This window comes from Burkholderia oklahomensis C6786 (genome assembly GCF_000959365.1).
Classification (GTDB): domain Bacteria; phylum Pseudomonadota; class Gammaproteobacteria; order Burkholderiales; family Burkholderiaceae; genus Burkholderia; species Burkholderia oklahomensis.
The window spans coordinates 624,873-646,787 of record NZ_CP009556.1 but is presented as its reverse complement, the minus strand read 5'-3'; the positions used below and the strand labels follow the sequence as shown (position 1 = coordinate 646,787).

At 65.9% G+C, this 21,915-nt stretch carries 25 protein-coding genes; 9 read left to right on the top strand and 16 right to left on the bottom strand.

The features are described 5' to 3' along the window. Positions 1-104 precede the first annotated feature (104 nt). Entirely contained in the window at positions 105-875 is a 771-nt protein-coding gene (flgA, locus tag BG90_RS20885; protein WP_010112089.1) for a flagellar basal body P-ring formation chaperone FlgA, read from the top strand. Here the strand turns inward: flgA and BG90_RS20880 are convergent. Together BG90_RS20880 and BG90_RS20875 are read right to left on the bottom strand one after the other, a co-directional pair. Further along, positions 817-1,584, bottom strand: coding sequence for a glycoside hydrolase family 73 protein (locus tag BG90_RS20880; RefSeq protein ID WP_045568378.1), 768 nt, complete (start codon positions 1,582-1,584; stop codon positions 817-819). The genes flgA and BG90_RS20880 overlap by 59 nt on opposite strands. Further along, complete coding sequence (locus tag BG90_RS20875; RefSeq protein ID WP_010112087.1) at positions 1,571-1,996, bottom strand: flagellar protein FlgN; 426 nt, start codon at positions 1,994-1,996, stop codon at positions 1,571-1,573. Before BG90_RS20875 ends, BG90_RS20880 begins: the two co-directional genes overlap by 14 nt. Before the next feature lie 11 nt (positions 1,997-2,007). On the opposite strand from BG90_RS20875, the gene BG90_RS38155 reads away from it, so the two are divergent. Next, complete coding sequence (locus tag BG90_RS38155; protein WP_418230270.1) at positions 2,008-2,268, top strand: hypothetical protein; 261 nt, start codon at positions 2,008-2,010, stop codon at positions 2,266-2,268. 64 nt (positions 2,269-2,332) lie between these two features. Here BG90_RS38155 and BG90_RS20865 read toward each other — a convergent pair whose 3' ends face one another. The 12 genes from BG90_RS20865 to fliE form a co-directional block, all read right to left on the bottom strand. Continuing rightward, the gene (locus tag BG90_RS20865) at positions 2,333-3,043 is read right to left on the bottom strand and encodes an RNA polymerase sigma factor FliA (RefSeq protein WP_010122221.1); all 711 of its coding nucleotides are present in this window, start codon (positions 3,041-3,043) and stop codon (positions 2,333-2,335) included. Between the two features lie 4 nt (positions 3,044-3,047). Next, positions 3,048-3,521, bottom strand: a complete 474-nt coding sequence (locus BG90_RS20860; RefSeq protein ID WP_010112084.1) for a flagellar basal body-associated FliL family protein — start codon at positions 3,519-3,521, stop codon at positions 3,048-3,050. 24 nt (positions 3,522-3,545) lie between these two features. Further along, entirely contained in the window at positions 3,546-4,511 is a 966-nt protein-coding gene (locus BG90_RS31185) for a flagellar hook-length control protein FliK (protein WP_144411700.1), read from the bottom strand. Between the two features lie 191 nt (positions 4,512-4,702). After that, a complete protein-coding gene (locus BG90_RS20850) occupies positions 4,703-5,026 on the bottom strand; it encodes a hypothetical protein (RefSeq protein WP_010122188.1) in 324 nt (107 codons plus the stop codon). Then, entirely contained in the window at positions 5,013-5,399 is a 387-nt protein-coding gene (gene fliS / locus BG90_RS20845; protein WP_025990532.1) for a flagellar export chaperone FliS, read from the bottom strand. Before fliS ends, BG90_RS20850 begins: the two co-directional genes overlap by 14 nt. 45 nt (positions 5,400-5,444) lie before the next feature. Beyond that, positions 5,445-6,701: a flagellar filament capping protein FliD gene (fliD, locus tag BG90_RS20840; RefSeq protein ID WP_010111363.1), complete on the bottom strand. Its 1,257-nt coding sequence runs from the start codon at positions 6,699-6,701 to the stop codon at positions 5,445-5,447. Between the two features lie 160 nt (positions 6,702-6,861). Continuing rightward, positions 6,862-7,302 carry a hypothetical protein gene (locus BG90_RS20835; RefSeq protein ID WP_025990530.1) on the bottom strand — a complete coding sequence of 147 codons (441 nt, stop codon included), beginning with the start codon at positions 7,300-7,302 and terminating at the stop codon, positions 6,862-6,864. Continuing rightward, positions 7,299-8,606, bottom strand: a complete 1,308-nt coding sequence (gene fliI / locus BG90_RS20830) for a flagellar protein export ATPase FliI (RefSeq protein WP_010122185.1) — start codon at positions 8,604-8,606, stop codon at positions 7,299-7,301. Before fliI ends, BG90_RS20835 begins: the two co-directional genes overlap by 4 nt. Beyond that, positions 8,603-9,334 (bottom strand): flagellar assembly protein FliH, encoded by a 732-nt coding sequence (gene fliH / locus BG90_RS20825; protein WP_010122183.1) that lies wholly within the window; start codon positions 9,332-9,334, stop codon positions 8,603-8,605. The genes fliI and fliH overlap by 4 nt, the downstream gene beginning before the upstream one ends. Then, the gene (locus tag BG90_RS20820) at positions 9,331-10,344 is read right to left on the bottom strand and encodes a FliG C-terminal domain-containing protein (RefSeq protein WP_025990529.1); all 1,014 of its coding nucleotides are present in this window, start codon (positions 10,342-10,344) and stop codon (positions 9,331-9,333) included. The genes fliH and BG90_RS20820 overlap by 4 nt, the downstream gene beginning before the upstream one ends. Further along, a complete protein-coding gene (gene fliF, locus BG90_RS20815; protein ID WP_220376971.1) occupies positions 10,325-11,911 on the bottom strand; it encodes a flagellar basal-body MS-ring/collar protein FliF in 1,587 nt (528 codons plus the stop codon). Before fliF ends, BG90_RS20820 begins: the two co-directional genes overlap by 20 nt. A 125-nt stretch (positions 11,912-12,036) precedes the next feature. Next, entirely contained in the window at positions 12,037-12,450 is a 414-nt protein-coding gene (gene fliE, locus BG90_RS20810) for a flagellar hook-basal body complex protein FliE (RefSeq protein WP_374189780.1), read from the bottom strand. 539 nt (positions 12,451-12,989) lie between these two features. Here fliE and BG90_RS20805 point away from each other — a divergent pair. The 7 genes from BG90_RS20805 to BG90_RS20775 are packed head-to-tail and all read left to right on the top strand — an operon-like array spanning position 12,990 to position 19,427. After that, positions 12,990-14,066: a FliM/FliN family flagellar motor switch protein gene (locus tag BG90_RS20805; RefSeq protein WP_234419682.1), complete on the top strand. Its 1,077-nt coding sequence runs from the start codon at positions 12,990-12,992 to the stop codon at positions 14,064-14,066. A 3-nt stretch (positions 14,067-14,069) separates the two neighbouring features. Further along, positions 14,070-14,417 (top strand): flagellar motor switch protein FliN, encoded by a 348-nt coding sequence (gene fliN, locus BG90_RS20800; RefSeq protein WP_010111029.1) that lies wholly within the window; start codon positions 14,070-14,072, stop codon positions 14,415-14,417. Then, a complete protein-coding gene (locus tag BG90_RS20795; protein ID WP_010111030.1) occupies positions 14,414-15,163 on the top strand; it encodes a flagellar type III secretion system pore protein FliP in 750 nt (249 codons plus the stop codon). The genes fliN and BG90_RS20795 overlap by 4 nt, the downstream gene beginning before the upstream one ends. 3 nt (positions 15,164-15,166) lie before the next feature. Continuing rightward, on the top strand, positions 15,167-15,439 hold the full coding sequence (gene fliQ / locus BG90_RS20790) for a flagellar biosynthesis protein FliQ (RefSeq protein WP_010111031.1): 273 nt from the start codon (positions 15,167-15,169) through the stop codon (positions 15,437-15,439). Positions 15,440-15,443: 4 nt separating this feature from the next. After that, positions 15,444-16,220 carry a flagellar biosynthetic protein FliR gene (fliR, locus tag BG90_RS20785; protein WP_025990522.1) on the top strand — a complete coding sequence of 259 codons (777 nt, stop codon included), beginning with the start codon at positions 15,444-15,446 and terminating at the stop codon, positions 16,218-16,220. Next, a complete protein-coding gene (gene flhB / locus BG90_RS20780; protein ID WP_010122057.1) occupies positions 16,213-17,340 on the top strand; it encodes a flagellar type III secretion system protein FlhB in 1,128 nt (375 codons plus the stop codon). The genes fliR and flhB overlap by 8 nt, the downstream gene beginning before the upstream one ends. Further along, the gene (locus tag BG90_RS20775) at positions 17,337-19,427 is read left to right on the top strand and encodes a flagellar biosynthesis protein FlhA (protein WP_010122058.1); all 2,091 of its coding nucleotides are present in this window, start codon (positions 17,337-17,339) and stop codon (positions 19,425-19,427) included. The genes flhB and BG90_RS20775 overlap by 4 nt, the downstream gene beginning before the upstream one ends. A gap of 550 nt (positions 19,428-19,977) precedes the next feature. Here the strand turns inward: BG90_RS20775 and BG90_RS20770 are convergent. Both BG90_RS20770 and motA read right to left on the bottom strand, forming a co-directional pair. Next, positions 19,978-20,889 (bottom strand): flagellar motor protein MotB, encoded by a 912-nt coding sequence (locus BG90_RS20770; protein WP_010122060.1) that lies wholly within the window; start codon positions 20,887-20,889, stop codon positions 19,978-19,980. A gap of 22 nt (positions 20,890-20,911) precedes the next feature. Continuing rightward, entirely contained in the window at positions 20,912-21,763 is an 852-nt protein-coding gene (motA, locus tag BG90_RS20765; protein ID WP_010122062.1) for a flagellar motor stator protein MotA, read from the bottom strand. Positions 21,764-21,915: the final 152 nt, after the last annotated feature.

Below are 21,915 nucleotides of genomic sequence, written 5' to 3'. Positions count from 1 at the left end.
TTCGATCGATGCACGCCGACCGGCCTGCATGCCTCCCATTCCCACTCGCTCACCCGCCCGTTCCTGCGGCCGCTTCGGTCGAACGAGCGCTACGTTCTCCCGTCATGTCCGACACTCGTCTCATCCGTCTTCTCCACATCGTCGTTTCCGGCCTCGCCGTCGGCGTCCCGGCAAGCCAGGCGATCGCGTCGCCCGTTCCCGCATCAAGTACGGCCGCCGCTTCCGTCATCCAGTCGCAGGCGCACGCGGCCGCGCTCGAACAACTAAAGACGCTGGCCGCCAAAGACGGCCTGAAGGACGCGCAGATCACGCTCGCCGTGCTGCCGCCCAAACCGCCTCTGCCAACCTGCCCCCGTCCGTTCACCTTCTCCATCGGCGACGCCCGGCAACTCGGCCGGATGACCGTCACCGCGCGCTGTCCCGACACGGGCGCGCCGTTCAGGCTGATCGCCCGCGCCACCGTCAAAGCGACGGTTCCGGTCGCCGCGCGCGACATCGAAGCGCGCCAGCCGATCGTCGCGGACGACCTAGCCGACGAGCCACGCGACATCGCGTCGCTCACCGATACGGTCACGCGCGCCGAGGATGCGATCGGCCGATCCAGCCGCCGCGCGGTGCACGCCGGGCAGATCCTGCGCCGCCGCCATCTGCAGACGCCCGAACTGATCCGGCGCGGGCAGACCGTGCGCGTCGTCGCGCGGGTCGGCCGGGCGGAAATCGTCAACACCGGCGTCGCGATGCAAAGCGGCGGCAAGGACGACGTCATCCGGGTACGCGTCGGCGGCCGCTCGAACCACAAGACCGTCGATGTGCGGATCACCGCGGCAGGAACGGCCGAGCCGGTGGGTCTCCCCGTGCCATCCGCGGCGCATTGACGCCGCGCGCGGCCGCGACGTCGGCGGCCACGCGGCTCAGCTTCGCCGCATAGGCCGGATCGGTCGCATAGCCGCCCCGCACCAGTCCGGCAGCGAACGCCGCGGCATCGCCGCCCGCGCCCATCGCGCCGCGGTAGCGCGCGTTGCCGCTCAACAGCGTCACGTAGTCGTCGAACGCATGCCGATAATCCGAATATGCGCGAAAGCGTTCGACCGTCTTCAACGGTTGCCCGACCGCATACTCGGTCGTCAGCACGTCGGCCACTCGCCCCTGCCAGTCCGCGCCCGCCTTGATGCCGAACAGGTTGTGGCTGTCCACGCCGGACGCCGCCGTCAATGGCCGCTGGCCCCAGCCGGATTCGAGCGCCGCATGCGCGGCGACGAGATCACTGGACACGCCGAGCGCGGCGCCGGCCGTTCGCGCGAACGGCCACACCGCATCCAGAAACGCCTGCTTGTCCGGCGCGGTGGAGCTGCCCGGACTGGACGCGAACACGCCGAAGCCTGCCGGCACGGACACCGCGCCCGACACCACCACGTCGAAGCCGTCGGCATCGAATCCTTCAGCGATCGACCGCGCGATATCGCGCTGCAACCGCGTCAATTCGGCCCGGAAGTCGTGACGCTCCGCGCCTTCGCCGCGCAGCGGCGCGTGCATGCGCACATCGGCCGGGTTCGACGCGAAAACAGGGAAATCAAGTTTGAACATAGGTATCGACCTCGCCGTACAGCACACGCTGCACAATCTCGAATTGCGACATCAGCAAGCTCGCGTTGCGCTGGTTGAGCCGCTTGCATTCGGTCACGAGCGTTTCCAGCTTCGTCCACTCACGCGCCAGCGCGTCGCACGGCGCGGCCGGCAATACGGCGCAGACGTCCGCCATCGATTTCGGCTCCGCCGGCTCCGTCAGCGCGCGCGCGCAGCGGCCGCGCGCCCTGTGGTTGTCGATCAGCGCGTCGGCCAGTGCGACGATCGCGTGACCGGTCGCCGCGAGCGCCGAACTGTCGCGCCGCAGCGCCGCGGCGAACTGCTGATTCAGCAGGCCGTGCAGTTGCCGGTAGCGGCCGAGGTCCCGCTCGATGCCACTGAACAGCTGCGCGAACGCTTCCTTCCGTTTCATCGCTTCGCTCCGTGAAATTGCTCGATCAGGCCAGCGAGTTTCGCGGCGTCGAACGGAATGTGTCCCGCGTGCAGCGCCGCGCGCAATTCCGCGACGCGTGCGTCGTCGAAATCGGACATGGCTCGCAGCGCGGTTCGCGCCGCGACGAGCGCCGCGGCCTCGCCCGGCTCGCCCCGACGTTCGACGGGCGGTGCGGGCGCCACGCCCTTCGGCGCGCCGGACGCGGCCGCGCCGCCGACTCGCTGGACCTGCGTGCGGCTTTTCGTACCTGACAGTCTCATGTCTGCTTCTCTAAAAAATCGATGCCGAATCGAATCGTGCGACGCCGGTGCGCGCCTAGCCGTCGCTCAACGCGGCGCGCATTTTCCTGAGCGCCGCCTTGTTGATCTGACATACGCGCGCTTCGGTGAGCTCGAGCACGGCGGCGATTTCGCGCAGGCTCAGGTCGAACTCGTAGTACAGCTGAATGACGCGCTGCTCGCGTTCGTCGAGGCTCGTCAACGCCTGTTCGAGACAGCGACGCAGCACCACCTGGCGCTCCGGGTTGTCGTCGTGCGCGAGCCAGTCGGCGTCGAGCATTTCGTCGAAGCTCGCCATCGCTTCCGCCCGGTTCGCCATGACGTTTTCGCGATACTCATCGATGCCGATGCCGAGCGACGCGCTCACTTCGCCCGCCGTCGGTACGCGCCCGAGCGTGCGACACAGCGCCCGCTCGCAATCGCGAGCGCGGTGCGCGGCGTTGCGCACCGCGCGCGGCCGCCAATCGTGCCGTCGCAATTCGTCGAGAATCGCGCCGCGAACGCGCAACGCCGCATATCCCGCGAACGCCTCGTCGGGCGAGCCATAGCGGCGCAATGCCTCGAGCAGGCCCATGAGACCGATCTGCTCCATGTCCTCCAGCGCGATCGCCCCGTTCGCCTGCGAACCAAGCTGGCGCGCCACACGCTTCACGAGCGGCGCATATTCGATCAGCCAGCGTTGCTCGACGGTCGCGTTCGCCCCGACATAGGCGGCGGGCGGCGTCGCGTGCTCGATGTGCGTCGGCATGGCATCACTCGGCCAGCAGCTTGCTGATCATCACCGTCTCGAAAGGCATCTCGGCGCGGCGGCTGCGATAAGACTCAGCGAACTTCTTGTTCAGCACCCCGGACAATTGGTCGACGTTTACACGCCGCAGCGCATCGAACGTGTAGCCCGACAACGCCTCCACGACGAGGCTGCGCAGCAGCAGCAAATGCGCGCGCGTGGCCGCTTCTTTCTCGGGCCGGGTCTTCAACACGATATCCAGCACCGCGTAATGCACGTCGGCGCCACGCGCAACGGAAGCCGACTCGTCCGGTTGTTTCAGCATCACGACGATGCGCTCCGTGCCGACATATTTGTACGGGTCCGGCGGCGGCGGCGATGCCTCTGCCGTCGCCGCTTTCGGTTCGTACGAGAGGAACGCCCACAGGCTGCCGCCTATCGCGACGGCGACGAGCAGCGCCACGCCCACCATCGTCAAAATCCATGCCTTCTTGCTCATTGATCTACTCGACTTCGTCTGTTGTTAGCCGACGCCCGGACCGTCCAGCCGGAATCGGGCATCGTCGTCCGCCGTGTCAGCTTCGGCCAGCGCCATGCCGGGGCGTGCGTCGCGGTCATCCGCCGTTTCGCGCTGCGGCTCGCGTTCACCGTGACCGAATCCCTGCCCGTGCCTGACCACCACCGACACGTCGCCGTTGTGGCGTCCGGCGAGATCCTGGCGCAACGCTTCGCTCACGGTCTGCAACTGGCGCGCGATCTCTTCGTTGGACGCGACGAGTTGAATCCGCACCGCACCCGCCTCGTGCCGAATCGCGATACGCAAGGTCCCGAACGACTGCGGCTCCAGATGAATCACGGCCTGGCCGATGCCGTCGCGCACCTGTACGCTGACGCGCTCGCCCAGCGAGTTCAGCAATTGCGTCCCCCACTGCGCGGCGGCGCTTTGCGTCGCCGCTTGCCGCACCGCGCCCGACGCGCCGCTCAAGTCGCTCGTCGCCGGAAAGCCGGACGGCTGCGCGAGGCCGGCGGCGGGCTTCTCCTGGCCGAGCGCTGAAGACTTGTCCTGACCGGCCCGCGCGTCCGCGCGAGGCGCGGACGGCGGCTCGCCGCGCACGCGTTGCGGTTCGTCGGCCGAGCCGCGCGCAACCGGCGAAACCGGCATGGCAGGCGCACGCGAGTCGGCCGCGCGATCGCCGCCGTCCGTCGCGCGCGGCACGGCCGTCGCGCCGCCAGAGGCCGCCTGTGCCGGGCGGCGCTCGGCCAACGACACGGCGGTTCGATCGACCATCGGATGAACGCCGAACGACGGCCCGTCGATGCGCGCGGACAGCGCCAGCCCGGCCGGCGCGACGCCCGGCTCGGCCGGTACGGCACGCGCCTCAGCCGGCTGCGCTACGGAAAGCCCGCTCGCCTCGCCCGCGGGCGCCGCCGCCGCGGCAGGCAACGCGACGCTCGCGGGTACCTCCGCCGAGACGTGCAGCGCCTGCATCAGTTGCTCGAATGCATCGGGCCGCGCCGGCTCTTTCGATTCGTCCCGCGCGGGCTTCGTATCGTTCTGTCCCGCGCTCGCGCCGTCGGCCGCGGGCGTCGGCGTCGGCCCTTCCGTCCATGACAGGCGCACGCCGGCGCGTTCGCCCGAACCCGCGTCCGCCCGGCCCGCGAACGGAATACTCGTTGCGTTCATGTTTCGTTGTCCTCAAGCCCATTGATCACCGAGTAGGCGATCCATCCGTCCTTTCGCGCGCGCATCGCTTCGAGCTGCCGCGCCAGCGCGTCGCTCTCGCCGGCGGCCGCCGTCATCGCGCCTTCGCAAGCCCGTCTGACATGAGCCAGCGCTTCCCGCTCGCCGCGATCGGATCCGCCGTCTTGCCGGCACGCATCCAGCAGCGGCTGCAGGCGCGCTTGCACCTGAGCGACACGCCCCCAATCGCGAGCCGAGACCATTCGGGTCAACTCGCGGGCCTGCGCAATCAGCGCTACGCGGCGCGTGCTACCGGCCGCCATCGCGCGCCCCTTGCCATCCTTCGCGCAGTACGCCGATCAGGCGTGCCGCCTCGTCGAGCGGCTCGACGTCGAGGTCCACGCTCGCCTGGCTCAGGCGGCGCGCGCAGTAGTCGTACAGCGCCGCTAGCTTGCCCACCACCTCGCCGCCCGCTTCCATGTCCAGCGAACTCGACAGGCCGTTGAGCAAGTCGATGCACTTGTCGATGCTCGCGGCCTTCGCCTCATACCGGCGGCCCTCGATGTGGGCGCGCGCACGCGCCATTTCGTCGAGCAGGCCGTCGGTCAGCACGAGGACCAATTGCACCGGAGAGGCGCTGGCGATCTGCGTTTCGAGGTTTGCAGCGTGATAGCTGCGGTATCCAACGTGTTCCACGTTCAATCGGTCCTTTACGAAGCGCTCGTGCGACACGAAGCGCGGTTAGTTGTTCTTCGTCGAGAACAAATCGTCGAGCCGCTTCAATGTCGAATTCAGGTTCGCCTGCAACGCCTGCAGCGCGGTGAACTGCTTGACATACTGGTTATAGACCTGATCGTAGCGACGCTTCAAATCGTCGGTTTGCGCATCGAGCCTCTTCTCGTTATGCTCGACCGACTCCATGCGCTTCTTCATCTGCCCCTTCGACGCGTCCAGCCACGTATCGAGCAACGCGTCGAAATTGCCGGCGAGTCCCGTCGACTTGTTGCCGAACAACTTGTCGAACTTTTCGGGGCTGTCCTTCATCGCCTTGTCGAGCGCGCTTTCGTTGATGCTCAGCCGCCCCTTGCGATCCGTTTCGATGCCGAGCTCATGGAGGCGGACGCCGTCCATGCTCTTGCGCAGCGTGTTCTTGATCTGGCTGATGAGCGCGCGGACGCCCGCGTCGGCCTCCAGCGGACCGCCGGCCTCATTGTTTTTCTCATTGCCCGCGCGCGTGAGTTTCTCGAACTCGTCCATCAACGCGTTGTAAGCGTCGACGAACGCGCGCACGCCCTTCACGGTTTCTTCCTTGTCGGCGGAGACCTTCACCGTGACCGCGCCGGTCTTGTTGAACGTGATCGTCAGTCCTTCGATCGAATTCAATACGTTCGACGGCTGCTTGATCTCGACGCCGTTCTCCCCGCCGAGCAGGATGATCGCGTCCTGCGCCTTGCTCGTTTCCTTCGCGCTTTCGAACGCCTGCTTCAGATCGGGATCGTTGAGCCCCGACGCGTCGATCGTGAAGCCGTTTTGCTCGCCGGTCTCGGCGGACGTCAACACGAGCTTCCCGCTGACCACCTCGGCCCGGACCTTGCCGTCCAGCTCGCGGTTTCCGTTGATCGCGCGCGCAAGCTCCTCGGGCGTCAGGGTCTCTTTGCCGTCCTTGCCCAGCGCTTCGATGTCCACGCGGCATTTCGTGCCGTCATTCAGCGTGATCTCGAACGAGCCCGCGCCCCCTGTCTTGATCGAAGCGGGCAGGTTCACCACGCGCTGATTCGCCGTTGCCAGTTGCCTGACGTAGAAATCGTAAGCGCCCGGCTTTGCGTTCGGCGCCGCGGTGGCCTTCGCGATCGCATCGTTCGACAGCCAGACCGAATTCCGCGTCACGCTGCCGCCCTTGACAAGCTCCTCGTTTGCTTTTCGGAACGCCTTCAACGCATCGTCCAACGCCTTCAGGCCTTTGCTGTAGACGTTGTTTCGATCGATCTGCTTTTTCAACAAATCGTTCGCTCTAGCGATGTAACCGTCTGCGTAAGTCTTCGCGTATTTCCGCGGATCGTCTATTACGTCAATCATGATTCACTCGCCTTCTCGACCCAAAATCGGCGCGCCTTCGACGCGCCCCCGGCCGGCGCCTGCGCGCCGGATTTTCGTCCCTTCACGCGCGAGACCTGATCCATGCCTGCGCAGCCAGTTCATCCTGCGAGCGCTGCTCGCCGCGCTCACGCGCCGCGTCCAAACGGCGCTCGCGCTTGCGCAGCTCGCGCCGCCACATCTCGCATCGCGCGGCCGTCGCGGCCAGCAACTGGCGCTCGACTTGCATGTGCTCCTCGTGCGCGCGCAACGCCGTCCGGTGCGCTTGCATCATGTCGAGCATCGCGAGCCGGTAACCGGCCTGGTTGTGCAGCAGCGTCGGCGGCACGGCCTGGGCCGGCGCGCCACCCGCCGCGTCGAACAGCGTCTGCATCGCATGCAGATTCCGGTGAAAGCGGGCGCGCACGGATTCCTGGCGCGCGAGACTCGCCGTCAGCTTCTCGACCTCCGCCTCGCGAATGCTCACGAGCCCGGCGATGCACTTGACCATGCGGGGCGCGTTCATCCGATCAATGCCTCCAGTGCTGCGTAAGTCTCGTCGAACGACGCCGCCTCGTGCATCGGCTGGCGCAGGAACGCGTCGATGCGCTCGGCCATCGCGACGGCCCGGTCGGTCGCCGCATCCGCGCCCTGTACGTAGCCGCCGAGCGGAATCAGGTCGCGCACCTGTTCGTGGCGTCCGATCATTTCCTTCAGTTGTCCTGCGCGCACGACGTGGCGCGCATCGGCGATCTGCGCCATGCAGCGACTGACTGACCGCGTCACGTCGATCGCCGGGTAATGGCCGCGCTCGGCGAGTTCGCGCGACAGCACGATATGACCGTCGAGAATGGCCCGCGCGGTATCGACGACCGGATCGTTCTGGTCGTCGCCTTCCGCCAGCACCGTATAGATCGCGCTCATGCTGCCGCTCCCCTCGCCATTGCCGGCCGTCTCGACGAGCTGCGGCAACATGCCGAACACCGACGGCGGATAACCGCGCGTCGCGGGCGGTTCGCCGAGCGAAAGCGCGATTTCCCGCTGCGCCATCGCATAGCGCGTCAGCGAATCGACGAGCAACAGCACGTCGCTGCCCGCGTCCCTGTAATGCGCGGCGATCGCATGGCACAGCTCCGCCGCCCGCAGACGCATCAACGGCGATTCGTCGGCCGGCGCCACCACGAGCACGGCCTTCGCCAGCCCTTCGTCGCCTAGCGCATGCTCGACGAACTCGCGCACCTCGCGGCCCCGTTCGCCGATGAGGCCGACCACCACCACGTCGGCCGCCGTCGCGCGCGTCATCATCCCGAGCAGCACGCTCTTGCCGACGCCGCTGCCCGCCATCAGGCCGACCCGCTGCCCCTTGCCGAGCGTCAGCGCACCGTTGATCGCCCGAACCCCGACGTCGAGGACATCGCGTACCGCGCGCTTGCGCAACGGATTGACGGCCGCCGGCTTCTCGTTCAGCACCTGGTCGCCGCCAAGCGGCCCGTGGCCGTCGATCGGCTCGCCGAGCCCGTTGATCACGCGTCCGAGCCACGCGCGGCCGACGCGCAGCGCGCCTTTCCGATCGCGCGCGAGCACCTGCGCGCCGGCAACGAGCCCGACCGGTTTCTTGAACGGCATGAGGTAGGATTCCTCACGGTTGAATCCAACTACCTGCGCATCGATCCAGTCTCCGCCGGACGATTCGATCACGCAGCGCCGGCCCGTCTCCAGCGGGCAGCCGGACGCCTTCAGCAGCAAACCGGATACGCCCGTCAGGCGTCCCGTCAGACGCGCGACCGGAACGGCGCCGAGCTTGAGGTTACGCAAGGCGGACGCGATCATGCGACGCTCCCAGATGCGTCCGGCTCGCTCGCGGGCGCGGCGCCGGCGGCATCGCCGCCGTCAGGCGCGCCGAGCAGCTGTGCGCGAACTTGCTCGACGCACGCGTCGAGCCGATGCCGGCAGCCGGCGTCGGCCTCGTGGTCGCCGAGCCGCACCCGGCACTCGCCCGGCTCCAGCCGCGCATCGGCGAGAAGCGTCCAGCGCTGCGCGTGCTCGGGCAGCAATTCGGCGAGACGCGCGTGCTCATCGGGATTCAGATAGATCTGCGGTGCGTCGACGACGGCCGGCATCGCGCCGAGCGTTTCGTCGATCAGCGACAGCAGTTGAGCGGGCTGCAGCGCCAACTCGCACCGGACCACTTGCTTCGCGACCTTGGCGACGAGTTCCACCAGTTCGGTGCGGCGCGCGGTCTGATAATCGTCCTGCACGCGATGCAGCCCTTCTAGCATCGTGTCGATCGTCTGCGCAAGCCCGGCGAACCGGACTTCGACCGCCGCGCACGCTTCCTGCGTTCCTGCGTCGCGACCGGCATCGCGGCCTTGCGCGCGCCCGTCGGCTTCGCCGCGCTCGAACCCGGCGTGATAACCGCGCTCCATGCCCTGACGGAAGCCTTCGTCGAAGCCGGTGCGCAGCGGCGCGTCGGCGTCGCCGGACGCAGGCGGCGGCGACGCCGCGCGTCGCAACGCAACGGTCAGCGGCGGAAACCGGTACGGAAGATATGTCCTCACGCGACCACATCCTCCTCGACGAGCCGCAATTCGATCTCGCCGGCATCAGCTAGCCCCTTGACCTGCGCCATGATGTCCGCGCGCACTTGCTCGACGCGCGCCACCGGCACCGGTCCGGTGCGGCGGATCACGTCGTCAAACGCCTGAATCTGACGACGCGGCATCGCGCGCTGCAACGCCGCGAACACGTCCGGATCGGCGCCCTTGAGCGCGATCGCCCATTGCTCGAGCGGCGCCACGTCGATGATCCGTGTGATCGCGACGTCACTCTGACGCGATAGCACTGCGAAGCTGTACATGCTCGTCTCGATCGCGGCCGCCACGCGGGGATCGTGCGCGCGCAGCAGCTCGAGCATCCGCATCCGATCGCCCGGCAGCCGGTTGATGATTTCGGCGGCCTGCCGGACGCCTTCGACGTTCGCGCCCTGCCGCTCCAAGTTCTGCAGGCAGAGCTCGATCAACTCCTCGAGCTCGACGAGCAGTGCGTGCTCGACTTCATCGAGCCGCGCGACGTTGACGAGTATCACGTCGCGCGTCTCCGCGGGCAGCGCTTCGATCACTTCGCATGCCTGCGCAGGCGGCAGGAACACGACGAACAACGCCTGTACCCGTACGTGCTCGTTCACGATATGATCCGCGAGCCAGCGCGCGGATACCCATTGAAGCCGCGCCATCTTCGAGCGGATGCTGCCGCCGTAGAGACTGTTAAGCACCGTGTTCGCGATGTCGTGGCCAAGCGCGAGATCCAGCGCGCGCTGCAAGTACATCCGCGACGCGCCGTGAATCCCGCTTTGCTCGCGATATTGATCGAAGAAGCGCTGTAGCGCCGTCTTGACAGCGTCGACCTTGACACCGCCCATGCCGGACATCGCCTGCGTGATCTTCAGCAATTCGGGTCGCGACAGGCAGCGCAGCACGTCGGCCGCGCGCTCTTCGCCGATGCTCAGCAAGACGATGGCGGCCTGCTCGATCGAGCCGGGCACGTTGATCTCAGCTACTGGCGTTTCCATTGCTTTGTATCCATTGTTTAACGACTTCCGCGACGCGCTCCGGCGCCTTCTGCGATAGTGTGCGCAGGTGATCGATCAGCACTTCGACGCCAGAGTCGGCAGGCGGCAGTTCGACATCGTCGAGAAAAGGCATCACGTTCGCGAGACGCGGCCGGCCGTCCGGCAACGCCGCATCGGACGCGCTCGGCTCGCTCTCCCTGCCGCCGGCCGTCGAGCCGCCCGCGAGCGCCGGCGCCGCGACGGCCGGCGACGCGGCGCCGCGCCCGTACCGGTGTCCGGCCCACTGCTGCAGCGTCCGCAGCAACGGTCGCGCGACCAGCAGGTACAGCAGCAACGCACCGATCGCATACGCGACGTACCAGCCGCCTTGCTCGAGGGTTTCGCGTTCCCGCCACCACGGTTCGGGCGCGTTCGGCGCGGGGAAGTCGAGCGACGACACGACGAGCTGATCGCCCCGTTGTGCGTCGATGCCGAGCCCGTTTCGCAAGATCTGCTCGATATGCGCGAGTTGCTCCGCGGACCACGGCTTGCCCTTGGCGGGCGACACCGCGTTGTTCAGCACGACGGCGACGCTCAGCTTTTCGAGGCGTCCGCGACTGTGCTTGATCTGCGTCACGTTGCGGTCGTACGCGTACTGGCGCGTCGTCGCGTGACGCTGGACGCCGTCGTCCGCCTGCGGCGCCGAAGCCGGTGCGTCGACGGGGCGATTGCTCAGCGAACCCGGCACGCCGAGCGCGATCCGGTCGCGGTTCTGCTCGTCGCGCGTCGCCTCGTTGGTCACCTTCGGCGCCTCGCCGAACTGCTCGCGCATCTCTTCGACCCGATCGTTGTTGACCGCCGCGGTCACGCTGACGCGGAAGTTGTCGATCCCCAGCGTCGGCGCGAGCAGGTCCTGGACGCTACGGATCGTTTCGTCGCGGAATCGCGCCGCGGCGTCGTTGCCATCGCCGAAGTCGTCGTCGAGATCGACCCGGGCGGACAGGAACGCACCCGTCTGATCGACCACCGAGACCCGCGACGGCGCGAGGTTCGGCACGCTGCCCGCGACCAGGTTGAGGATCGCCGCGATCTGCTCCTTGCCGAGTCGCCGTCCGGGTTTGAGCGTCAGCATGACCGACGCGGAGCTTTTCTCGCCGTCCATCATCACGAACGACGACGATTTCGCGATCGACAAATGCACGCGCGCCTTCTCGACGGCCTCCATCGTCATGACGCTCTGCGCCAGTTCGCTTTCCAGCCCGCGCCGAAAGCGCACGTCCTGCACGAACTGGCTTGTGCCGAGCGGATCGTCGCGATCGATCTGTTCGAGTCCCGGCGCCGGCTGGCCCGTGACGCCTCTCGCGGCCAAAATCATCCGCGCCCGGGCCAGATCGGCGCGCGGCACGAGCACTTGCCCGGTGTCCGGGTGAATGCGATACGGAATGCGCTCGCCGTCCAGCACGGACGCGAGCTGGCCGAGTTGCACGGGCTCACGCGCGCCGAACACGGGCTTGTAGTTGGCCTCGTCGTAACGCAGATAAGCCGTCGCCAGCGCGGTGAGCGCGATCGCTAGCACGGCGACCGGCATCAGCTTGGACAGCGTGGCCGGAGACGGCAGCGCGACAGAAAGAGACGCGGGCAGCCGACCCGCGACCGCCGCCTTGAGTCTTGCGAGCACTGATTGACCTTTCTAGGAGTACGGAATAGGCGTATTCAGATCTGCATCTTCAGCAGATCGTCCATCGCGGCAGTCAGCTTGTTGCGCACCTGGGTCAGCATCGAGAACGACAGACTCGCCTCCTGGCTCGCCAGCATCGCGCCGATCAGGTCGTCACTCCTGCCGCTGTCGACGTCGGACATTTTTTCGGCGGAGAACGTCTGCTTGCTGTCGACGTCGTCGACGGCACGAGAGAACACACTCGCGAAATTCACGTCATCGGCGACGCGCCCTCGCTCGGCGGCCGGCAAGACCGCGGCGCTCGCCTGACGTCCGAGTTCAGCCATTTGACTGTGCAATTCCGCAGCCACCTGTTCGATCGGTTCCATGATTAACTCTATATTTGGATTGAATTCGACGATGCCGTCGACAACGGCCTGACACCAATGAAACATTTTCGAATAATTCATTGATGCATCCGTTACGTGAAACGAAATGCGTCATCTCGATACCGAAAGGATTCTGGCGCACGCCTATACCGGACACCACCGAATAACGCTGAACAACGCTTATATCGCGTGAAAAATCCGCTACGGTGTTTTTGACGGCAGGCTCGCACCATCGCCGCGCGATGCGAGCGGCGACAGCGCGCCGCCGCCAGCCGGATTCGCACGCCGGCCCCGTCCCGCAAGGAATGCCTCGCGGCGCAAGACGATGCGTTCACGGGAATTCGCGACTTTTCATGGCGGCTGCGCCGCATTGCGAACAATTCACTCGCGCCGCCCCGTCGATCGGATAAAAATACCGCACGTGATTTTTCGATTCGATTTCGATTTGCCTTTTGTATCGGCGAATCAAGAAATCGCCGGCCGATCGAATTGATTCGTTATTTCTTCAGATGCAGACCTTCAAGCGGTGCGCCCGGTTATTTTTAAACAATCTTTTCTTTTAATTTCCACGCTCTCCGAACCGGACGGCAGCAGTCATTTTTTGTCGACACTCCCAGAAAGTGCCGAAAAACTGCCGTTTTAAAAAAAGGACCCAAGCGGAAACTAAACCGATGGCTACTCATTCAAGCAAGTCCGCACGTTGCAAGACGATCGATCCGCGCATGCTGGGCCGCCCCACGCATCTGCTCGACGCGTTCGGCGTCGAGCTCGGGCATCGGCTCACGCACTTTCTCGAAACGTGCGTGAGCCGATGCAACGGCTCGTCCCTGAAGATCGGCCGCGTGACGTTCACGACGCATGCGCCGGCCGTCGAGTCATGGGCGTGGCAGCGGCAGTCAATGGACGGCGCCGTGATCGGCGTGCATCTCGAGCGCGGGTTGCTGTTGACGCTGCTCGACTTGCGGTATGGCCGCTGCGGGACGCCGGCAACGCGCGGCGCGAACCAGGCGCTTGCGTCCGCCGACCCACCGTCGGCCGACGGCGGCGACGCGGCGGCAAACGAACGGGACGCCGACGACGCGCTTTCGCGTCCCGACATCGCGAACGTAGCGGACGCCGAGACCGCATCGCATTCCGGAACCGCCGAAGCCTCCGCCGGAAATGCAGAAGCCGCTTCGATCGCCGAAGCCGCCGAAACCGCCACCGAACGCCGATTCGCACGCAAGGTCGCGACGAATCTAGTTCGCGTCACCGCACATTGCATCGACCCCGCCGCGACGCGCGCCGATGACGCGCCCATTCCACGTGCGGCCGCGCATTCACGCCATCCCGTCCTGTTCGTGGCGTGCGATGTGGAAGATGCGTTGCGGCGCACGGTCGGCGAAATCCAGTTCGCGCTCGACGAAGGCTGGCAGCAACGTCTGTTCGCAGGCCTGACGGCCGGCCAGCGGCGCGGCGCGCCCGCGCGCAAACAGCCGCGTCTGCTCGCCGGCGCGTTGCGCATCAGGCTGACTGCCCAGTTGATGGAGCGGCGGATACCGTTCGGCGACCTGCTCCATCTGAAGCCGGGCAGCGTGCTGCCGGTGAGACTGCACGCGAACGCCCGTGTGCTGGCTGGCGACTCGCAGCTCTATTCGGCGTCGATCGTCGAACACAACGGCAAGCTGTGCCTCACGTCCTTTGAACCCACGGAGTAACGCATGGAACCCACCGATCAACCTGATCTCGACGTCCTGCTCGACGATCTCGCACCCGAAGCGTCCGACTCGCCCGCCGACGCCATCGAACGGCCGCGGCGCGATCCGATGCAATTGCTCGCGAAAATTCCTGTACAGCTGACGCTCGAAGTCGGCAGCGCGACGATCACGCTCGCCGAACTGATGGCGATCGAGGAAGGCTCGGTGCTCGAGCTCGACCGCCTCGCGGGCGAGCCGCTGCTGATCAAGATCAACGGAACGCCGGTCGGCCACGCGGAGGTCGTGGTGTCGGGCGACAACTATGGGCTCAAGCTGCTCGACCTCGAGCAACTTGGAGATTTCGCGCCATGACGCGGCAACGGTCGCTTCCGCGCGCCGCGCTCGCGTTCATGCTGGCGGCCGCCGCGCTGCCCGCGGCTGCCGACCCACTCGCGCTACCCTTCGAATCGCTCGGCCTGCCGAGCGACTACAGCGTCAAGACGCAAATTCTGCTGTTCATGACGCTGCTCGGGCTGCTCCCGATGCTCGCAATCGTCACAACGAGCTTCCTGCGCTTCGTGATCGTGCTCGCCTTGCTCAGACAAGCGCTCGGTTTGCAGCAGGGCCTGCCCACTCGCGTCGTCGCGGGCGTGGCGCTGCTGCTGACCCTGCTCGTCATGCGACCCGTCGGCCTCGACGTCTGGCGCAACGCGATCGAGCCGTACGATCTGGACAAGATCACGTTCCGCGAGGCCGTCGATCGCGCGCAGCTGCCACTGTCGCGCTTCATGCTGGCGCAGACGAACAAGGCAAGCCTCGAACAGATCGCCCGACTCGCCGGCGAAAAGGACCTCGCGCGTCCGGAAGACCACGCGTTCGTCGTCAAGGCCGCCGCATTCATGCTGAGCGAGCTGAAGACTGCGTTTCAAATCGGCTCGATGCTGTTCCTGCCGTTCCTCATCATCGACCTCGTGGTCGCGTCGACGTTGATGGCAATGGGGATGATGATGCTGTCGCCGCTCGTCATCTCGCTGCCGCTCAAGCTCCTGCTGTTCGTGCTGGTGGACGGCTGGACGCTCACCGTCGATACGCTCGCGACCAGTATCCAGGCCTACTGACCGATGCTTACACCGGATCTCGCCGTCGAACTCGTCGGCAACGCCATTCGCATCATCGTCGTGATGGTTGCGCTCATCATCGCGCCGGGCCTCGTGATCGGCCTCGTCGTCGCGCTGTTCCAGGCCGCCACGCAAATCAACGAACAGACGCTCAGTTTCCTGCCCCGCTTGTTGGCCACGCTCGGCGTGCTCGTGTTCGCCGGCCACTGGCTCGTCCAGACGCTGATGGATTATTGCGTCGCCATCTTCACCCGCGCGGCGCAGCTCGCAGGTTGACGCCGTGGAAGCACTCATGTCCGCCGCGCCCGAGATGCTGTCCCGCATCTGGTGGCCGTTCTGCCGGATTCTCGCCGCGCTCAGCGCCGCGCCGATCGTCGGCGAAAGCACCGTGCCGCTACGCGCGCGCGTCATGCTGTCGCTCTTGCTCGCCGTCGTGGCGCTGCCAGCCGTCGCGCCGGTCGAGGTCGCCGCCTTCTCGGCGCGGGGCGCGCTCGTCGCGGCCGAGCAGATCCTGATTGGTCTGCTGTTCGGCACGATGCTCCATTTCACGCTTGCGATCTTCATGATGCTCGGCTATCTGATCGCGTCGCAGATGGGCCTCGCGATGGCCGTGATGAACGATCCGCTCAACGGAACCTCCTCGGATGCGATCTCGAGCGTGCTGCTCGTCGTCTACATGCTGCTGTTCTTCTCGATCGATGCGCACCTGGTGGTGACGCAAATCCTCTATACGAGCTTCCGGGTCTGGCCCGTCGGCTCACCGGTCGACCTGCTGTCGCTCAAGCCGTTGCTGTACCAAGTCGGTTGGCTGTTCGCGTCGACGACGCTCCTCGCGACGCCGATCGTCTTCGCCACGCTCGTCCTGCAGATCGGCAAGGGCTATCTGTCCCGCGCGACGCCCGGCATCAACCTGTTTTCGCTCGGCTTCGCGATCACGACAGTGTTCGGCCTGCTCATGCTCGGCTACATGCTGCCGCATCTGCCGGACCATTATGTCCGTCTGACCCAGCACGTACTGGAGCTGTTGGACCGCTACCTGAGCGCACGTCATGTCTGACCGAGATTCCGGCGACAAGAGCGAGCGCGCGACACCGCAGAAGCTAAAGCAAGCGCGCAAGCAAGGGCAGATCCCGCGCTCGCGCGATCTGTCGACCGCGATCGGCGTGCTGATCTCGATGAAGGTGCTGCTCGCGCTGTCGCCGTCTTGGCTCGCCGATTTCCGCACGCTGTTCGCGGCCGTTCTCGCAGACGGCTCCCGCGACGGCGCGTCGTCAGCCATGATGGCCATTCCCGTCATGCTGTTCGTCAAGATGCTCGCGCCGTTCTTCGTCATTCCGGCATCGGTGATCGCGGGCTCGCTGTTTCCCGGCGGATGGGTATTCGCGAGCGCGAACTTCAAACCGAAACTGAGCCGGATGAGCCCGTTCGCGAATCTCGGCAAGCTCGTGTCGGCGCGCCATTACGGTACATTCGCGCTGTCGGCCGCCAAGGCGTTCGCGATCATCGCGGTACTCTGGCACGTGAGCGCCTCCACGCTTCCCGCATTCCTGCGCCTGCAGGCGTTGCCGCTGCCCGAAGCCATCGCGCACGGCGCGCGCCTGTTCGTCGACGGCGCGATGACGCTCGCGCTCGTGATTCTGGCTTTCGCATCGATGGACGTGCCGTTCCAGCGTTTCGTCTTCATGCGCGGGCAGCGGATGACCAAGCAGGAAGTCAAGGACGAGCACAAGAACAACGAAGGCCGGCCCGAAGTGCGCAGCCGCATCCGTCAGTTGCAGCGGCAGGCGGCGCAGCGCGCGCTGTCGAAGACGGTGCCGGGCGCCGACGTGGTGATCGTCAATCCGACTCACTACGCCGTCGCGCTCAAATACGACGCCGCGCGCGCCGACGCACCGTTCGTCATCGCCAAGGGCGTCGACGACATGGCGCTCGTGATCCGCCGGCTCGCCGACGCACACGGCGTCGAAGTGGTGAGTCTGCCGCCGCTCGCGCGGGCGATCTATTACACGAGCCAGGTCAATCAGCAGATCCCGTCGGCGCTGTACCGCGCCGTCGCACAGGTGCTGACCTATGTCCTGCAACTGAAAGCCTTCCAGGAGGGACGCCGCGGCCTGCGCCCCGACCGGCCCGTCGCCGTCCCCATTCCGGACTCTCTCGCCAAAGTGCAATCACCATGAGCAAACTCTCTCGTCTGGCCGCCGACCTGCGGCAGTACCAGTACGCGACGCCGGCGTTGCTGCTGGCCGTGCTGTCGATGATCATCCTGCCGCTTCCGCCGTGGCTTCTGGACCTGCTGTTCACGTTCAACATCGTCCTCGCGGTAGTCGTGATCCTGGTGAGCGTCTCGGTCAGGCGACCGCTCGAATTCTCGGTATTCCCGACCATCATTCTCGCCACCACGCTGATGCGGCTCACGCTCAACGTCGCGTCGACGCGCGTCGTGCTGCTGAAGGGCCACGAGGGAACGGACGCAGCGGGCCACGTCATCGAGGCGTTCGGCAAAGTGGTGATCGGCGGCAGTTTCGTGGTCGGTCTCGTGGTCTTCGTCATCCTGATGATTATCAACTTCGTCGTCGTGACGAAGGGCGCCGAGCGGATTTCGGAAGTGTCCGCGCGCTTTACGCTGGATGCGCTGCCGGGCAAGCAAATGGCGATCGACGCCGATCTCAACGCCGGGCTCATCAATCAGGAGCAGGCACAGGCGCGGCGTCGCGAAGTGACGACGGAAGCCGACTTCTATGGCGCGATGGACGGCGCATCGAAGTTCGTGCGCGGCGACGCGATCGCCGGCATCCTGATTCTGCTCATCAACGTGCTGGGCGGACTCGCGATCGGCATGCTGATTCACGGCCTGAGCTTCGCCGAAGCGTTCCAGCGCTACGGGCTGCTGACGATCGGCGACGGCCTCGTCGCGCAGATACCGTCATTGCTGCTTGCCGCCGCCGCGGCGATCATCGTGACGCGCGTCAGCGATTCGGGCAACTTCGAGCAGCAGGTCGGCCGGCAGCTGCTGGCGTCGCCGGAGGTACTGTACAGCGGCGCCGCCGTGCTGCTGATCCTCGCGATGATTCCCGGCATGCCATGGCTGCCGTTCGGGGGCTTCGCGGTCCTGCTCGGCTACGTCGCGTGGCGAGCCGGCAAGTGGCGGCCGCAAAGCGATGACGACGCGCAGATGCAGGCGCTCGAGACCGCGCTGCACGAAGCCAAGCCGAACGAACCCGACTGGGACGATATCGGCCACGTCGACGCGCTCGCGGTGCGTGTCGGCTACCGGCTGGTCGACTTGATCGACCCCGCGCAAGGCTCGCCATTGCGACGCCGGATGGACGGCATGCGGCGCAGTCTGAGCGACGCGATGGGCTTTCTGATTCCGTTCATCACCGTACGCGACGATCTCGGACTGCCCCCGTCGTACTATGCAATCCTGATGAACGGCGTCGAGATCGCGCGCGCCGAGCTTCACGCGGATCGCCTGATGGCGATTCCGTCGCCAACCGTTTACGGGGAACTCGATGGCATTCCGGCATGCGATCCGGCCTACGGGATGGCGGTGACGTGGATTCAGCCGGACGCAAAGGCGCATGCGCTGGGATTGGGCTATCAGGTGGTCGACGGCGCGTCGGTGATCGCGACGCACGTGGACAAGCTCCTGCGCGACCAGCTCGGGGAAATCTTCACGCATGACGACGTCGCCGCGCTGATGCAACGCCTCGGGCAGGCGGCCCCGCGGCTGCAGGAAGCGTTGGAAAAGGCCATGACGTACAACCTGATCCGCAAAGTGATGCGCGCGCTGCTGACCGAAAACGTATCGCTGAAACCGATCGTGCCGATCGCTTCCGCGCTGCTCGACAACGCGGAAGCGACCACCGATCCGATCCTGCTCGCCGCGGAAGTCCGCTGCGCGCTGCGGCAGCACATCGTCACGGACATCGTCGGCGCGCGGACGGAAATCGCCGTGTTCAATCTCGCCGGCGAACTGGAAGGTCTGTTACTGACGACGCTCAGCCAGGCGCAGCAGGCCGGTAAGGTGGCGCTCGACAACTTCGCGATCGCGCCTCACGTGCTGGCGAATCTTCAAACCGCCCTGCCCGGCGTCAGGGAACGAATGAAATCGCTCGGCGTCGCGCCGGTCCTCGTCGTGCCTCCACAGTTGCGGCCACTGCTCGGCCGCTATGCACGCCTCTTGGCGCCGGGGCTGCGGGTACTGTCCTACAATGAGATTCCGGAACAGCGGGAAGTCAGCGTAATCGGTTCGTTGGCGTGACGCGTGACGCGTGACGCGGGCCGCGTTCCGTGGACGCAAGCGGTGAGCGGTAGACCGCGAGTCGAAAAACCGCGCTGCGACGGGCCGGACGTCCGGCGCCGAGGCTTGCGCGAAGCCCACGCAACCGAAACCTCCGGCCGACGATTTCGGCGTCTCGTTCGACAATGCCGAAAACCGAAATCGCTTCCGTCTCCCCCGCTCAATTTGCCGCACGCCGAGCGCGGGCGCGGTTTCTACGCATTCCGGCAAACCGACAAATAGCGCTCGCACGCCCCTCGTCGACGGACGGCGCTTGCCGCCCATCCGATGTAACGTTCCATCGCCGGACTGGCGTCGTCACGATCCGATTCGAGCGGACATGCGCGTAAAAAAGCCCGGATCGCGACGATCCGGGCAAACAGCGCCGTGGACGCTGGAGGGGAACGAAACGGGTGTTCTTCGCGCAACGTTCTTAACGGTCCGGCGAACGTCTCGGCCTCCGAAACGAACGCCGCGTTCGAGTTGCCGATAAGAGCGCGACCGCGAGTCGACGCAGCCGCCGCGATAGGCTTCAATGCATCGGCACGGCGCTCGCCGGACGGCCGACGTCGAGTCCAAAGCCGTCGGCGCTCGGGCGCGCATCGACTCCGTTGCTGCGCAACATGCGGCTCCAGGTGTCCGCCGCCTGGCTCGTCAGCAACAACAGCTCGACCCGGCGGTTCACGTCGTGGCGGGGATCGTCGGGCACAGCCGGTATGCTGTCGCCCATGCCGGACACCTGGAACAGCTGCGGCTCGCCGAGCCCGCCGTCGATCAACGCCTGACGGGCGCGCAACGCGCGACGGCTCGACAAGCTCCAGTTGTTGCTGAACACACTGGCACCGGCGTATTGCGTCGCATCGGTATGTCCGACGATCACGAGCTTGTTGGTTACCGACGACAGCACCGGCGCGAGCGCTTTTAGCAACGCATCGAACTGCAGGTCGAGCACGTCGCTGCGGCGCGCGAACATGCCTTTTTCGCTGGAGTCGTGGATCGTCACGCGCACGCCGTCGTCGTTGATCGCGACGTCGACATTTCCGTCCATGCCAAGCGCGTTCGCCTCCGCGCGAATGCGCGCGGCCAGCTTGCGGCGCGCTTCCAACGTATCGATCGTGTCGTCGCGCTCCTTCGCGTCGGCGGGCTCGGGCGCGCGTCCGCGCGGCAGCTCGTCGTGAGGAACGAGCACCAGCTTGCGACTGCGTTGCTCGAAAATGCCGACACCCCCTTCGAAGATTGGCTTCCCCGCGATCTCCGCCGCAACGCGCCTGCGCTCGTCTTCGGGCGTCACGTTCATCACCCACAACACCATGAAGAGCGCCATCAGCGCGAGCGTGAAGTCCGCGAACGCCACCTTCCACGCGCCGCCGCCGCCTTCCTCGTGATGCCTGCCCGCGCGCTTGATGATCGTCGGTCCGTGTCCGGCATCTCTATTCGGGTTCATTGCATGCGTCTCCGCGCCAACGTCAAATGTCGCCGATCCACGATTCCAGCTTCGAGAAGCTGGGCTTCACGTCCAGTTGGATCAGCTTGCGGCCGGCGTCGACAGCAAGCAGCGTCGGCTTGCCTGCCACCTGTGCACACAACACCACCTTCACGCACTCGAACGCCGATATCTCGCTGTTGACGCGATGGACCATCGCGCTCGCGAGCGGCTCCAGCACGCCGTAGCAAAGCAGGATGCCGATGAACGTGCCCACCATCGCGGCCGCCACCTGCAAGCCGATGTCGGACACGTTTCCGCCGATATTGGCCATCGTCGTGACAATGCCGAGCACGGCCGCCAGAATGCCGAATCCGGGCATCGCCTCGGCGACTTTCGACAACGATCGCGATGGCCGCATCAATTCGCTTTCGATTGCTTCGAGTTCCTGATCGAGCATGCTCTCGAGCTCGTGCTGTGTGATGCGCCCCATCGCCATCAGCCGGAAATTGTCGACGATGAACGCGATCAATTGCGGCTGCGCGAGGATCATCGGGTATTTCTGAAAGAGTTCGCTTTCGCGCGGCTCCTCGACATGCTGATCGAGCGCTTTCAATCCGCCGTCACGCACCATCTCGAGCAGTTCATACAGCATCAGCAGCAACTCTCGCTGAAACTCAGTGCCGTTTCCCTTGCGGGCAATGACCTTCTTGATCTGCACGCCCATTTCGATCAGCACGCTGCGCGGATTGCCCATCACGAGCGCCCCCGACGCCGCCCCGAGAATGATCAAAATTTCGGTAGGCTGCCAGATGCTGCTCAGCGCGCCGCCATGCAGGATGAAACCGCCGAATACGCCGCCCAGTACCAGGAATATGCCGATAACCAATTGCATGAAATTTCACCGCTTGTTCTGTCATGTCCGTCCGGATTCGCGTTGCCGGATGCGGAACGACGCGTGCGTCGAACCGGCCGCCGGCATCGCGCGGCAAAAGACCGAACGCATTTCGTTAGATAACCGAATTGCCGCTGGGAACCTTCGACCTT

Excerpts from the sequence above, each read along its gene's own strand:
- BG90_RS20880 (WP_045568378.1), bottom strand. The coding sequence starts at position 1,584 with ATGTTCAAACTTGATTTCCCTGTTTTCGCGTCGAACCCGGCCGATGTG.
- flhB (WP_010122057.1), top strand. The coding sequence starts at position 16,213 with ATGTCTGACCGAGATTCCGGCGACAAGAGCGAGCGCGCGACACCGCAG.
- BG90_RS20770 (WP_010122060.1), bottom strand. The coding sequence starts at position 20,889 with ATGAACCCGAATAGAGATGCCGGACACGGACCGACGATCATCAAGCGC.
- BG90_RS20875 (WP_010112087.1), bottom strand. The coding sequence starts at position 1,996 with ATGAAACGGAAGGAAGCGTTCGCGCAGCTGTTCAGTGGCATCGAGCGG.
- motA (WP_010122062.1), bottom strand. The coding sequence starts at position 21,763 with ATGCAATTGGTTATCGGCATATTCCTGGTACTGGGCGGCGTATTCGGC.
- fliF (WP_220376971.1), bottom strand. The coding sequence starts at position 11,911 with ATGCCGGTCGCCGTGCTAGCGATCGCGCTCACCGCGCTGGCGACGGCT.
- fliN (WP_010111029.1), top strand. The coding sequence starts at position 14,070 with ATGGAACCCACCGATCAACCTGATCTCGACGTCCTGCTCGACGATCTC.
- BG90_RS20775 (WP_010122058.1), top strand. The coding sequence starts at position 17,337 with ATGAGCAAACTCTCTCGTCTGGCCGCCGACCTGCGGCAGTACCAGTAC.
- BG90_RS20820 (WP_025990529.1), bottom strand. The coding sequence starts at position 10,344 with ATGGAAACGCCAGTAGCTGAGATCAACGTGCCCGGCTCGATCGAGCAG.
- BG90_RS20795 (WP_010111030.1), top strand. The coding sequence starts at position 14,414 with ATGACGCGGCAACGGTCGCTTCCGCGCGCCGCGCTCGCGTTCATGCTG.
- BG90_RS20860 (WP_010112084.1), bottom strand. The coding sequence starts at position 3,521 with ATGAGCAAGAAGGCATGGATTTTGACGATGGTGGGCGTGGCGCTGCTC.
- fliQ (WP_010111031.1), top strand. The coding sequence starts at position 15,167 with ATGCTTACACCGGATCTCGCCGTCGAACTCGTCGGCAACGCCATTCGC.
- fliE (WP_374189780.1), bottom strand. The coding sequence starts at position 12,450 with ATGAATTATTCGAAAATGTTTCATTGGTGTCAGGCCGTTGTCGACGGC.
- BG90_RS20835 (WP_025990530.1), bottom strand. The coding sequence starts at position 7,302 with ATGAACGCGCCCCGCATGGTCAAGTGCATCGCCGGGCTCGTGAGCATT.
- fliI (WP_010122185.1), bottom strand. The coding sequence starts at position 8,606 with ATGATCGCGTCCGCCTTGCGTAACCTCAAGCTCGGCGCCGTTCCGGTC.
- flgA (WP_010112089.1), top strand. The coding sequence starts at position 105 with ATGTCCGACACTCGTCTCATCCGTCTTCTCCACATCGTCGTTTCCGGC.
- BG90_RS31185 (WP_144411700.1), bottom strand. The coding sequence starts at position 4,511 with ATGCAGGCGCTGCACGTCTCGGCGGAGGTACCCGCGAGCGTCGCGTTG.
- BG90_RS20865 (WP_010122221.1), bottom strand. The coding sequence starts at position 3,043 with ATGCCGACGCACATCGAGCACGCGACGCCGCCCGCCGCCTATGTCGGG.
- BG90_RS20850 (WP_010122188.1), bottom strand. The coding sequence starts at position 5,026 with ATGGCGGCCGGTAGCACGCGCCGCGTAGCGCTGATTGCGCAGGCCCGC.